The sequence below is a fragment of the Nocardioides imazamoxiresistens genome, assembly GCF_032378595.1.
GTDB lineage: Bacteria > Actinomycetota > Actinomycetes > Propionibacteriales > Nocardioidaceae > Nocardioides > Nocardioides imazamoxiresistens.
The window spans coordinates 63909-76424 of record NZ_JAVYII010000008.1 but is presented as its reverse complement, the minus strand read 5'-3'; the positions used below and the strand labels follow the sequence as shown (position 1 = coordinate 76424).

At 76.4% G+C, this 12516-nt stretch carries 12 protein-coding genes; 6 read left to right on the top strand and 6 right to left on the bottom strand.

Annotated features, from left to right (window positions below; all coding sequences use genetic code 11):
• Nucleotides 1-17: 17 nt before the first annotated feature.
• Genes RDV89_RS16865 through ssd form a run of 4 tightly spaced genes read right to left on the bottom strand, consistent with a single transcriptional unit; the run spans nt 18 to nt 3977 of the window.
• Nucleotides 18-794 (bottom strand): type II secretion system F family protein, encoded by a 777-nt coding sequence (locus tag RDV89_RS16865; RefSeq protein ID WP_315734820.1) that lies wholly within the window; start codon nt 792-794, stop codon nt 18-20.
• Nucleotides 791-1660 carry a type II secretion system F family protein gene (locus tag RDV89_RS16860; protein WP_315734819.1) on the bottom strand — a complete coding sequence of 290 codons (870 nt, stop codon included), beginning with the start codon at nt 1658-1660 and terminating at the stop codon, nt 791-793. The genes RDV89_RS16865 and RDV89_RS16860 overlap by 4 nt, the downstream gene beginning before the upstream one ends.
• On the bottom strand, nt 1657-2844 hold the full coding sequence (locus RDV89_RS16855) for a TadA family conjugal transfer-associated ATPase (RefSeq protein ID WP_315734817.1): 1188 nt from the start codon (nt 2842-2844) through the stop codon (nt 1657-1659). Before RDV89_RS16855 ends, RDV89_RS16860 begins: the two co-directional genes overlap by 4 nt.
• On the bottom strand, nt 2841-3977 hold the full coding sequence (ssd, locus tag RDV89_RS16850) for a septum site-determining protein Ssd (RefSeq protein WP_315734815.1): 1137 nt from the start codon (nt 3975-3977) through the stop codon (nt 2841-2843). Before ssd ends, RDV89_RS16855 begins: the two co-directional genes overlap by 4 nt.
• 167 nt (nt 3978-4144) lie before the next feature.
• Here ssd and RDV89_RS16845 point away from each other — a divergent pair, with 167 nt between their 5' ends.
• Genes RDV89_RS16845 through RDV89_RS16830 form a run of 4 tightly spaced genes read left to right on the top strand, consistent with a single transcriptional unit; the run spans nt 4145 to nt 7312 of the window.
• The gene (locus RDV89_RS16845) at nt 4145-4696 is read left to right on the top strand and encodes a hypothetical protein (RefSeq protein WP_315734813.1); all 552 of its coding nucleotides are present in this window, start codon (nt 4145-4147) and stop codon (nt 4694-4696) included.
• Nucleotides 4696-6105, top strand: coding sequence for an alpha/beta hydrolase family protein (locus tag RDV89_RS16840; RefSeq protein ID WP_315734811.1), 1410 nt, complete (start codon nt 4696-4698; stop codon nt 6103-6105). The genes RDV89_RS16845 and RDV89_RS16840 overlap by 1 nt, the downstream gene beginning before the upstream one ends.
• 32 nt (nt 6106-6137) lie before the next feature.
• On the top strand, nt 6138-6494 hold the full coding sequence (locus tag RDV89_RS16835) for a hypothetical protein (protein WP_315734809.1): 357 nt from the start codon (nt 6138-6140) through the stop codon (nt 6492-6494).
• 23 nt (nt 6495-6517) lie between these two features.
• Nucleotides 6518-7312: an HAD family hydrolase gene (locus RDV89_RS16830; RefSeq protein WP_315734807.1), complete on the top strand. Its 795-nt coding sequence runs from the start codon at nt 6518-6520 to the stop codon at nt 7310-7312.
• Between the two features lie 262 nt (nt 7313-7574).
• On the opposite strand, the gene RDV89_RS16825 is transcribed toward RDV89_RS16830, so the two are convergent.
• Nucleotides 7575-8339, bottom strand: coding sequence for a Fic family protein (locus tag RDV89_RS16825; protein WP_315734805.1), 765 nt, complete (start codon nt 8337-8339; stop codon nt 7575-7577).
• Between the two features lie 116 nt (nt 8340-8455).
• Between RDV89_RS16825 and RDV89_RS16820 the strand changes: the two genes are divergently transcribed.
• On the top strand, nt 8456-8848 hold the full coding sequence (locus RDV89_RS16820; RefSeq protein ID WP_315734803.1) for a hypothetical protein: 393 nt from the start codon (nt 8456-8458) through the stop codon (nt 8846-8848).
• A gap of 90 nt (nt 8849-8938) precedes the next feature.
• Here RDV89_RS16820 and RDV89_RS16815 read toward each other — a convergent pair whose 3' ends face one another.
• The gene (locus tag RDV89_RS16815) at nt 8939-11284 is read right to left on the bottom strand and encodes a bifunctional metallophosphatase/5'-nucleotidase (protein ID WP_315734801.1); all 2346 of its coding nucleotides are present in this window, start codon (nt 11282-11284) and stop codon (nt 8939-8941) included.
• Nucleotides 11285-11417: 133 nt separating this feature from the next.
• Between RDV89_RS16815 and RDV89_RS16810 the strand changes: the two genes are divergently transcribed.
• Entirely contained in the window at nt 11418-12509 is a 1092-nt protein-coding gene (locus tag RDV89_RS16810) for a hypothetical protein (RefSeq protein ID WP_315734799.1), read from the top strand.
• Nucleotides 12510-12516 lie beyond the last annotated feature (7 nt).

Genomic DNA, 12516 nt, shown 5'->3' with positions numbered 1-12516 from the left:
GCCCAGGGCCAGACCCCTCACCAGCCCAGCCCGTCCACGGCGGCCGCGACCAGCGGCACGATCCCGAGCAGCAGGAAGGCCGGCAGCAGGCACACACCCAGGGGCACGGCGGCGCGGACCCCGACCGTCCGGGCGCGGTCCTCCACCTCCGCGCGTCCCTGCGCGGCGAGGGCGTCGGCGAGGTCGAGCACGGCCGGGGTGACGGCCGCACCCGACTCGTGCGCCCGCGCCATCACGCGCCCGAGTGGAGCCAGCGGACCCGCTTCCGCGACGAGCGCTCCCCAGACCACCCCGGCGTCGACGCCGAGCGCGAGCCGCGCGGCGACCGGCGCGAGGTCGTCGGCGACCGGACCGGGCAGGGCGGCCCGCACGGTCTCCAGCGCGGCGCCGGTGGGCGCACCCGAGCCGAGCGCCGCGCCGTAGAGCTCCACGAACGCCGGGAGGTCGCGCCGCTGGAGGTCACGGCGCCGCCGCACCGAGGCGGGCTCGCTGCGACGCAGCAGCACCCACAGACCGGCCCCGGCCGCCAGCGCCGCGGGCCAGGCCAGTGGGCCGTCGACGAACGACACGACACCGACGACGGCGCCGAGGCACCACAGGGGTGCGTACGCCTGCACCCGGTCGCCCGGAGGGCTCGAGCCGCCCCGCGCGCCTCCGGCCCCGTCGCGTCCGACCGTCCGCACCGGGCCCGGTCGCGACGGCAGAGCGAGCAGCACCGCCACGGCGAGCGCCGCGCCCGCCACCAGGCCGGGGACGGCGACCAGGGCGGCGGGGGACCCCAGGACGGTGCTCATGCCCGCCCCACCACGTCGTCGGCGATGCGCTCCATCCACCACAGCCCGAGCCAGCCGAGCGCGAGGCCGCCGACCAGGCAGGCCAGCCCGACCGGCGTGCCGAGCAGGAAGGCCACCGGGTCCCCTCCGGTGGTGCCCCCGAGGAGCAGTGCGACCACCGGCAGACCGGCCATGAGCCGCGCGGTCGCCCGCGCCGAGGCCAGCTCCGAGGCGACCGTGCGCCGGGTCGCCTCCGTCGCACGCGTCAGGGCCGCGACCCGGGCGAGCACGGCCGCCAGCCCGGCGCCGCTGCGCTCGCTGACCTGCCAGGCGGCGGCGACGAGCCGCAACCCACCCGCTCCCGGGCGCCGTGCGACGTCGCGCCACGCGCCGACGACGTCGGCGCCCAGCGCCTCGGCCCGCACGACCGGCTGCAGCTCCTCCCAGTCCTGCGCCGCGGCGTCGAGCGCCGTACCGGGCGGGCGGCCCGCCCGCAGCTCGGCGGCGAGCAGGTCGCAGGCCGCGACCACCCGCGTACGCCTCGTGGCGGCGGCCGCGGACGCGCGTCGGCGCAGCAGCAGGGAGCGCCCGGCCAGGACCACGGCGACGGCCAGCCCCACCCAGAGCACCACGAGCCCGGCGCCGCCCACCAGCGCGACCGCGGCGACGACGACGGCCAGGAGCGCCCCGCCGCGGCCGCCCCGTCGGCGAGCCGGGGCTCCGGAGGCGCCCAGGTGGTCGTCCAGTGCGTGCCGGGGCCCGACCACCCGCACGGCGCGGGGCGGTGGGGCGACGAGCAGCGCCGCGCCCAGCGCCGCCAGCGCGGCGGCGGTGAGGCCGGGCACACCGGCGCCGAGGAGCAGCCCCGGCACGTCCGGGGCGTTCACCGCTGCTCCAGCAGGTCGGCGAGCCGGTCGCCCGCGTCGTGCACGACGGTCGCGCCCGCGGCGGTGAACGAGACCGCGGCGCGGGCCTCGACCAGACCGTCGTCCCCCCGCACCGGGACGGCGACCTCGGCCAGGCGCCGGTGGCCCCGCGCGTCGCGCACGAGGTGGAGCACCACGTCGAGCGCCGAGGCGAGCTGGCTGTGCGCCGCGGCGCGCGGCAGACCGGCGGACTGCGCGAGCGCCTCGATCCGCGCCACCACGTCACCGGCGCCGTTGGCGTGCACCGTGCCGCAGCCGCCCTCGTGGCCGGTGTTGAGGGCCGCCAGCAGGTCGACGACCTCCGCGCCGCGCACCTCCCCGACCACGAGCCGGTCCGGGCGCATCCGCAGCGCCTGGCGCACCAGGGTGCGCAGGGTGACCTCGCCGGCGCCCTCGACGTTCGCCGGTCGCGCCTCGAGGGCCACGACGTGCGGGTGGTCCGGCCGCAGCTCGCCGGCGTCCTCGACCAGTACGACCCGCTCGTGCGGCCCGACCAGCCCGAGCAGCGCGCCGAGCAGCGTCGTCTTCCCCGTGCCGGTGCCGCCGCTGACCACGAACGCCAGCCGCCGATCGACGATCCCGCGCAGCAGCCGGGCGCCCTCAGGCGTGACGGCCCGGCGGGCGAGGAGGTCGTCCAGGCCGAGGCGCTGCGGCACCGGGACCCGCAGGCTCAGCGCCGTCCCCGGCCGCGCCACGGGGGCGAGCACCGCGTGGAAGCGGGTGCCGTCCGGCAGGCGGCAGTCCACGAACGGGACCGCGTCGTCGAGCCGGCGACCGGCCTGGGCGGCGAGGCGCTGCGCCAGCCGACGCACGGCGGCGTCGTCGGCGAAGCGCACCTCGGGCGACCGGCGCAGGCCGGAGCCGGTGTCGACGTACACCTCGTCGGGGCCGTTGACGAGCACGTCCGTCACCCCGTCGAGGCGCAGCAGGGGCTCGAGCGGTCCGGCGCCGACCACCTCGCGGCGCAGGGCCTCGTGCACGGCGAGCACCGTCGCGTCGCCGACCGGCCGCCCGACCTCCCGCAGCGCGGCAGCGACCCGGTGCGGCGAGACGTCGCCCGGGGTGCCGGCGAGCCGGGCGCGCACCTCGTCGACGAGGCCGCCGAGCACGGGGCTGCTCGACGAGCCGTCCACCGCGACGTTCACGCGGCGACCGCCGGCCCGAGCAGGCCCAGCACGTCGCGCGCGGCGCGGGCGAGCGGTCCGGGCAGGGTCACACCGCCGGCGCCGAGCTCGACCAGCTCGCCCACGCGTCGGCGCTCCGGCACCTGGGCGACGACCGGCGCACCCAGCGCCGTCGCCACGGCGGCGGGATCGGTGCCCCGCCCCCGCAGCACCAGACCGACCGGGACCCGGGCGGGCCCCTGGGTCGCCGACGCGACGACCCGGGCCGCGGCCGCCACCCCCGCGAGGCTCGGCCGGACAGCGACGAGGAGGAGGTCCGCCCGGGCCACCACCTCGCTGCCGCCCGCCTCCGCGGACGCGGCGTGGCGGGGCAGGTCGACCACCACGGTGTCGTGGCCGCGCACCGCGGCCCCGAGGACCTCGCGCACGGCACCGGGCGCCGGCGGCGACGGAGCGGTTGCCGCGTCGGGCCAGGTCAGCACGCCGAGGCCGTCCGCGCGGGGCACCGCCTCGCGCAGCGCCCGGCCGCTGAGCCGCCCGGCCGTGTGGTCGAACGCGTCCCAGCGCAGGCCGTCGGCCTCGTGGAGCCCGAGCAGGCGGTCGAGCCCGGGGCCGGCGGGATCGAGGTCGAGGGCCAGGGCGGGCCCCCGCCCGGCCGCGGTCCTCGCGAGGACCGCGGCGATGGTCGACGCCCCCGCCCCGCCCGACCCGCCCACGACCACCACCGTCGACCCGGCGCGGTGCGGTTCCTCGTGCAGCGCGAGGGTCTCCACCAGCCAGCCGGCCGCGTCGGGCAGCGCGAGCACCTCGCTGGCGCCGACGGCCACCGCGGCCCGGTAGATCCCGTCGCCGACCCGCCCGCCGCCCACGACCTGCACGCCCTCGCGACGGTGGGGCCGCAGGGCAGCGACCTCGTCGACCACGTCGGCGCCCACCAGGATGACCGGGGCGTCGTGCCACGCGGCGAGCACGGCGCCGTCGGTGGCGGCGACCCCGAGGCGTACGCCTGCCGCGGCCGCCAGCCGCTCGACCTCCTGCGCCAGCTCGGCGTCACGCGTCAGCAGGACCGGGGGCGCTCCCCCGCGGCCCACCTCGCGCCCCGCCTCCTCGCGCCCCCGCGCCCGTCCCGCCCGTCCCGCCCGTCGTCGTGTCATGGGGTCAGGCTGGCGCGCCGGACGCGGTCGTCCGTCTCGCCGCCGGCCACCTGTGGACGACCGCGTCGCCGGGCCGACCTGGGGACGGGAGACGGGCCGGAACGTTCCATCTCCCGCCGACGGCCCGCAGCGGGGAGGTTGGTGCGGAGCAGAGGGAGGCCCGCACGATGACCCAGCCCACGAACGACCCCACGCACGACGGGACCGACGACCGGACCGACGACCCGGCCGCCGCGGCGCTGCCGCACGTCGCGGTGCGCGTCAGCGTCACCAGCGGTGGCACGACCACGCGCAGCGACCTGGTGCTGCAGGGCAGCCGCGGGACGCTGCGCACGGAGGGCCGCGACGCCGTCGGCTTCGCCTCCGGCGCGCTCTGGCCGACGGTCCGCGGGCTGCTCCCGACGCTGCCGCACGTCGTCGCCGACCCGGCGGTGAGCCGGCCCGAGGACCGGCGTCCCGCGGGCGACGAACTGCTCGTCACCTGCGGGCACGCGATCACGGTGGTGGTCGCGGCGCGGATGCCGGGCGAGGAGGACGCCGTCGCCGTGCGCACGTGGCTCGTCTCGCCGGACACCCTCCACGGGGTCGTCGCCGGGCCGGACGGCTCGACGGCGGTCCTGACCGAGGGGTCCGGCGCGCTGGCCGCCACGCTCGAGTGGGACGTCGCGGGCGCGATGGACCACCTGGTCGGTCGGCTGCGCGAGCGGGGCGCCGCCTGATGGCCACGCTCCTGCGCGGGATGGACACGGCCGCGGGGCACGCGGCCGCCGCGACCCTGCAGCAGGGGGCCGCCGACCTCGAGTCGGTCGCCGCCCGCCTCGACGCAGCCCTCGCGGGCTTCACCTGGACCGGCGACGACGCCGAGCGCGTCCGCGGCGAGTGGGCGTTCACCCGCCGGCCGCAGATCGTGCTCGCCGCCGAGCACCTGGCCGACCTCGCGACGCGGCTCGAGGCCGAGGCCCGGGCGCAGGACGAGGCCTCGGGGGCTGGAGCAGGTGCCGGCACGGGCGGCACGGCGGGCGCGCCGGGTGCCGCGGGTGGTACGCCCGGTGCCGACGGCCGGGTGCCCGCCTCCGCGCCCGGCCTCCTCGACCGGATCGGCGCCTGGATCGGCGACCGGCTCACCGCGGGCGGCGCGGCGCTGGGCCGCTTCCTCGGCGCCGGCGCCGACCTGCAGGGCAAGATCCTCGACGTCCTGACCGGCGAACGCGACTGGAGCGCCGCCGCCATCGCGGCCAGCGCGCTCGGCGCCGCCGGGGCCGGCGCCGGGGTGGTCGCGAACCTGGTCACCGGCGAGGACCAGCGCTGGTTCGCCGAGGGCGTCGGCGGCATCGGTGACCCCGTCGCGGTGCCGCTGGTCGAGACCGGTCTGGGCGACCGGGTCGCGCTCGAGCAGCCGCGCAGCCTCGACACGATCATGCAGTCGGTCACGGACGCCTACGCGAACGGCACCGCCGACGGCAGCGACGGCGAGGTGCGGATCGTCCGGGTCGACAACGGCGCGGGCACCCCGGCGTACATCGTCGCCGTCCCGGGCACGGAGACCTGGAGCCCCGGCGGCGGCTCGGCGCCGCGCGACCTCACGGCCAACGTGGCCCTGATGGCCGGGAACCCGACGGCGGCCGCCGAGTCGGTGCGGCTCGCGATGGAGCGCGCGGACATCCCGGCCGACGCGCCGGTGCTGCTCGTGGGCCACTCGCAGGGCGGCATGATCACCGGCCACCTCGCCGCCGACGAGGCGTTCCGGGAGCGGTTCAACGTGACCAACATGGTCACCTACGGCTCCCCCGTCGACCACCTGCAGGTCTCCGGGGTCAACGTGCTGCAGATGGGTCACTCGTTCGACCCGACGCCCCGCCTCGACCTCGGCGGGGCCGGCCTGCCGAGCCCGACCGGCGGGCAGCAGGTCGAGCTGCCGAGCCCGGGTAGCTGGTACGACGTGGTCGGCAACCACAGCCACGAGGCGTACATCCGCTCCGTGCACGACGCGCTCGGCGCGGAGGGCGCGCTCGGCGACCGGTTGCGGGCGTACCAGTCCGACGCCTCGATGCTGCCGTTCCTCGTCGGGCCGAACGGCTCGGCCACCGGCGTCGACGTGCCGGTGCACCGGGTGCCGGCGGGGACCTGACGACCGCTGGGACCGTGACGCAGGATGGGCCCATGGGATGGCTGCACCGCCTGCTGGGCGGCTCCGGACGCGAGCCGGAGCGCGTCGAGGCCGAGCTGCGCTCCGCCGTGGCGCCGCTGCCGGGCGTGCGCGAGGTGGCGCTGACCTACCGAACCGATGCGAGCGGCGGCGCGGCGTTGAAGGGATACGTGGCGCTGAGCTCCCGCGAGGACCTGCCGGCGGTGCTCGGCACCGTCGGGCAGGTGCTGGGGCGCGACGGACGCCGGGTCGCGGTGTACGCCGTGGGCCGGCTGCCCGACGGCACCGTCGTCGACCCGCGCGACCTCGGACTGCGACCCCGCCCCTCGGGCGAGGAGCTGCGGACGCGTTTCGGTCCGCACGCCCGCTGACCGCTCGGCCTATCCTGGGCCGCATGCCCGCGACGCGGACCGCAGCGTTCTTCGACCTCGACAAGACGATCATCGCGAAGTCGAGCACCCTCGCCTTCTCCAAGCCCTTCCAGGCCGGCGGCCTGATCTCGCGCCGCGCGGTGCTGCGCTCGGCGTACGCGCAGTTCGTCTACCTCGTCGGCGGCGCGGACCACGACCAGATGGAGAAGATGCGCCAGTTCCTCTCGTCGCTGTGCGCCGGCTGGGACGTGGCGACGGTGCGCGAGATCGTCGCCGACACGCTGCACAACATTGTCGACCCGCTGGTCTACGACGAGGCCGTCACGCTCATCGAGGAGCACAAGCGTGCCGGTCGCGAGGTCGTCATCGTGTCGACCTCGGGCTCCGAGGTCGTCGAGCCGATCGGGGCGATGCTCGGCGCCGACCGGGTGGTGGCGACGCGCCTGGTCGAGGAGGACGGCCGCTACACCGGGGAGATCGCGTACTACGCCTACGCCGAGGAGAAGGCGAACGCGGTACGCGCGCTGGCCGCCGAGCGCGGCTACGACCTCGAGCACTGCTTCGCCTACAGCGACTCCATCACCGACGTGCCGATGCTCGAGGCCGTGGGCCGGCCGTACGCCGTGAACCCCGACCGCGAGCTGCGTCGGATCGCGGTCGCGCAGGACTGGCCCGTGCTCGTGTTCACCAAGCCCGTGGCCCTGCGCTCGCGGCTGCCACCGGCGCGCCCGACCCTCGCGGCGCTCGCGGTGGGCGGGGCGCTCGCCGCCGGCGGCCTGGTGTGGGCGCAGGCCCGACGGCGTCGGACGACGGCCTGAAGTTACCGGCCAGGACCCCTTGCGTGACGCAGGTCACAGGCGTACACAAGAAGGCAGCACCTGCGGAACAGAACAACCGGAACCCCACGCATCGCATCGGGTACCCACGCGGCGATCCACCCTTCGCACCAGGGAGCCTGTCGTCGGGAGACACCCGCGTCAGCACGACGAGATGCACGCTTGGTAGCCCACGCGATGCGTGCCAGCAACGGCCCCCGGATCTACGCGATTCCGGGGGCCGTTCGCTGCGCCGAGACCGTTCCTACTCCTCGTCGGCGCTGCGCCGCAGCGGGCTCGCCTCGGCGCCGGCCGTGAAGGCCTCGGCGCCGTAGAGCAGCCAGGCGTGGACGCCGGAGCGTCCCCCGTCGCGGTAGGCGCGCAGGTTGGACTCGTACTCGCGCCGGAACAGCAGGTGCCCCGCCTCGGGCACGACGAGGGACTTCTCGTCGACGCCCCGGGCGACCAGCACGAGCCGCTCGGCGGCTCGCGCGACGATCCCGTTGTGCGACCCGAACGGGGCGGAGGCCGCGAGCTCTGCGTGCACCACCGCGGCCAGCACCAGCGCCGGCACCTCGCGCGAGCCGAGCACGAGGTCCGCGATCCCGCGCAGCCGCGCCGCGGCCTCGGCGTCGCGCGGTCGGCCGAGCCGCTCCGCCTCGACGGAGCCGGTGGCCGCCAGCGCGTGCAGACGGGCGAAGACCTGCAGCGGCGAGGTACGGAGCGTCGGGGCGAGGCCCAGCAGCTGGGTCGAGACGCGCAGCGCGTCCTGGGAGATCTCGTCGCCGCGACCCTCACGGACGTCGCCCGCCGAGGCCGTCGAGCCCTCAAGGACGGCGCTGGCGTGCGCCCCGCGCAGCAGGGACTCGGCGGTCGTCTCGGGGCTGGTGCGGCGCAGACCGCGGTCGCGCAGCATCACGTCGATGCCGTCGCGCGCGGCGGCGTAGGCGGAGCCGACACCCTCCAGCGCGACCAGGTGCGCGAGCGGGTCGACGGGCGGGTCGACAGGTGGCGTTCGGTCGGCAGGCACGCCCCGGAGGCTACTCACCGCCTTGCCGCCCCCGGACGACCGTCCCGCGGGAGGCGTGAAGCTGCCCGCGAGCGGGCAGGCGTGCCGCAGCACCGCACCCGTCTCGAGGAGTCCGCATGTCACGCCGCACCAGGCCCACCGCCACCGTCGTCGCCACGCTCGCCGCCCTCGCCACCCTGAGCGCCTGCGGGTCCGACGACTCCGGCTCGAGCGACGGCGGGTCGAGCGGGTCGGGCGGGTCGGGCGGCTCCGGCGACTACTGCGACGCGGTCGCCGACGACACCCAGGGCGCGGCCACGGCGTACAACCCCGCCATCCCCGGGCAGGGCTCGGTCGACGCGAAGCTCGCGTTCCTCGAGGCCGCGGGAGCGCCCGAGGGCCTCGAGGACGAGCACGAGACCTGGGTGGCCCACCTCGAGGGCCTCGACCCCGAGGCGTTCGAGCCGGAGCCCGACGACGTGGCCGAGGCCCGCGAGGCCCTCTTCGACGCGCAGATGGACTGCCGCTGAGGCACGTCCTCCCGCACGCACGACGACGCCCCCGGCTCCTCGGGGTTCCGAGGGCCGGGGGCGCCGGTCGTGGAGCGGGTCAGGCGCCGGTCAGCTGGCGGAGACCCAGATCCAGTAGGAGTGCGAGACCGACTGGTACGCCGGGTTCTGCGGCACGAAGGTGACCGTCACCTGGTGCGAGCCGCGCTGGCTGAACCACGGGGTCCAGACGTTGCGACCGAAGCCGTTGTACCAGTACGACGTCGTGATCGAGGCGGACGAGCCGAGCTGACGCGTCGTGACCAGGACCTGCCCGGCCGTGCGCTCGCCGTCGCGACCGCCGTACCAGACCGCGAGGCGCTTGGGCTTGCCCACGCCGCCGTAGCGGTAGGGGTACGCCGCCCGCACGTTCTGGTAGGTGCCGATCGAGCCGGGCTCCGGGGCACCGGCGCCGACCTCGACCGAGCCGAGCAGCGTGTCGGCCGTGGCCAGCACGACCGCGTCGCCCTCGACGGCGTCCTCGGGGACCTCGACGGTGCCCGTGGCGGTGCGGTTCGCGTCGACCTCGAACGTGCCGACGAGCTCCTCGGAGTCGTAGAGGAACGCCTCGACCTCGGTGACCTGCGGGGCGCCCTGCGACGTGAGTCCCAGCTGCGAGGCGGTGAACTCGAAGGACTCGCCCGGGAGGACCTCCTCCGGGAGCTCGGAGAGCGCGACCTGGCGCTCCGAGAAGTCGACCTCGGTCAGGTCGGCCGAGCCGAGGTAGGAGTTCACCAGGTCACGGTCGAGCAGGTTGACGTCGGTCGAGGTGCCCTGGCGGAAGGCGCGGAAGTTGTCGCCGCCCTGCGCGAGGAAGCTGAAGGTCGAGACCGTGTAGGTCGCGTCCGCGTCCACCCACTCGCCGTCGATCCAGATGCCGGTGATGCGCGAACCCTCCGGCAGCGACGGGTCGTAGTTGACCTCGACGTTGTCGGAGAGGCCCAGGTGGAGGAAGGCCCGCGACGGCACGTTGCCGGCCGCGTCGCGCTGCCACTGCTGCTCGAGGACCTCCTTGAGCTGCTCACCGGTCAGGTCGACGAGGAAGACGCTGTTGGCGAACGGCACGACGGCGTTCGACTCGGCGTAGGTCACGACACCGTCGGTGTTGGCCGGGTTGTCGGCCGTGTCGCCCGCGAAGAGGAGCTCCGCGCGGAGGCCGCCCGGGTTGACGATGCCGAGGTCGGCGCCGCCGACCTCGGAGACGCCCTCGCGCAGCGCGGTGGCGACGAAGTTGCCCAGCGTCGACTCCGACGCGCGGTCGTCGCGCGAGCCGCCGGTGTAGACGCCGTCGATGTAGGAGCCGCCCGTGTAGGCGGTCGTGATGTCGGCCGGGACGTTGCCCACCGGCGCGTCACCGATCGGCTTCGCGAAGGCGCGGGCGGCGGAGATGATCTCGGCCGCCGCGGCGACACGGGGCAGGTTGAGGTCGATCGCGGAGCCGCGGGCGACGTTCTGCTGCGTGTGCGCGGTGACCTCGTTCGTGGCGGGGTCGACCGTCAGGACGACCTTGCCCACGTTGGCGCCGCCGTTGCCGGTCTGCAGCACGGGGCGGGTCTTGTTCGCGGCGCCGGGCACGGGCGCCGCCCAGGCGTAGGTCTGGTGGGTGTGCGCCGTGAAGATGGCGTCGACCTCGGCCGAGGTGTTGTTGACGATCGAGCGCAGCACGGCGCTCGAGGCGAGCTCCTGCTCCAGCGTGCCGGAACCGGTCGCGCCCTCGTGGTATTGCGCGATGACGATGTCGGCCTCGCCGTTCTCCGGGTCGCCGTCCGTCAGCTGGGCGGCGACGCGGTTGACCGCGGCGACCGGGTTCCCGAAGTCGAGGTTCGCGACGCCCTCCGGGGAGACCAGCGTGGGCGTCTCGCGGGTGACGGCGCCGACGACGGCGACGGTCAGGCCGGCCGCCTCGAGCAGCGCGTACTCCTGCATCGCCGGGGTGGTCGTGCCCTTGTTGTAGACGTTCGCACCGAGGAACGGGAAGTCCGCCAGGTCGCTCACGCGACCCGACAGGTCGGCGAAGCCGCGGTCGAACTCGTGGTTGCCGACGGCCGACGCGGCGACGTCGAGGGCGTTGAGCACCTCGATGGTCGGCTTGTCGTCCTGCGCCGAGGAGACGAACTGCGAGGCCCCGATGTTGTCACCGGCGGAGAGGACGAGGGTGTTGTCCTCCTTGCCCGCACGCTGCTGCTCGAGGGTCGTCGCGAACTGCAGCGCGCTGTCGGGGCTGCGGTCGGAGACCTGGTAGGGCAGCGCCCCGTGGAAGTCGTTGATGTTGAGCAGCTGCAGCTCGACGGGCGCAGCGGCCTCGACCGGCTCGGCCTGCGCGGGCGTGATCGCCAGTGGGGTCGCCACCAGCGTCGCGCCGACCGCGAGCGCCGCCAGCCGGCCCAGGCGGGCGCGGGATGCGGGGTTCTTGGACAACGGGATGCCTCTTTCAGCATTCTCGGGAAAAGGTACGGAAAGGCCCGTCGAACCTATCCCGAGAATCTCCTGAGAGGCACCTGATTCGCGATGAAGGATCCGTAACGAACAGGCGTACGCGCGACGCTGCGGCGTGGCGCGCGCCCCCGACCAGGTCAGCGCCGGTAGCGTCGCGCGCACCATGGACCCGCTGTCCACCCGCACCCGCACCTCGCCCTTCCCCCCGGACGCCGCCGCCTGGCTGGCCGGGACGTCGGGCCGCACCGTGGTGCTCGCAGGAGACCCGCGCACGACGGCCCCGCTGGCCGAGGCCCTCGCCGCGCTGGGCTACGACGTCCGCTCGAGCGTCGACGGCTCGATGAGCCTGCCGGACCGCTCGGTCGACGCCATCGTCGCGATCGACCACGCGCCCGAGCTCGAGGTCGCCGCCCGCGTGCTGCGTCCCGGCGGCCAGGTCGCGATCCTCACGCAGGAGCACGACGCCCGGATCCCGTGGGTACGCAAGCTGGGCGCCGCCCTGCGGCTGCCCGCCGCCGGGGACCCGACGGCTCCGCTGGCCGAGTGCCCGTACTTCGGCCACGTCGGCTCCGAGACCTTCAAGCACTGGGAGGTCGTCACCCGCGACGCCCTCGCCGAGGTGGTCCGCTCCCTGCCCGCCGTCATCGAGCGCGGCAGCAGCGAGCAGGAGCGGGCCGTGACGGCCGCCGTCGAGCTCTACGACGACTACGGCCGCGGTCCGGACGGCATGCAGCTGCCCTGGATCAGCCACTGCCACCGGGCGCCCGTCCTCGCCGAGGCGTGGGCCACGGTCACGGAGCGCAGCCGCGCCGCCGTCGAGGCGGCGGAGGCCGCGGACGCCGCCGCCCGCGCCGCCGTGGTGCCGACCAGCGGGCCGGTCAGCGACCCCGTCGACCCGGCGGAGCCGGACGCCGCCGCCACGGGCGACGAGGAGCCCGAGGGCGCGCACGAGGCCCCGGCCCCGCCGCCGCGCCCCGCCTTCGACATCGGCGACACGGCGGAGGGGATCATCACCTACGTCGTCGACACCGGCGAGCTGCCGCCCGTGCGCGCGCCGCTGCGCGACAGCGCCGACGAGCCCACCCAGGCCATGCCGGCGGTCCGGCCCGGCCGCCCCGACCGCCCCGGCCGCCCCGGTCGTCCGGCGGCACCGCCCCCCGAGGACGAGGGCCCGGACGACCCCGACCTGCTGATCCGCTTCCGCTGAGGCCGTC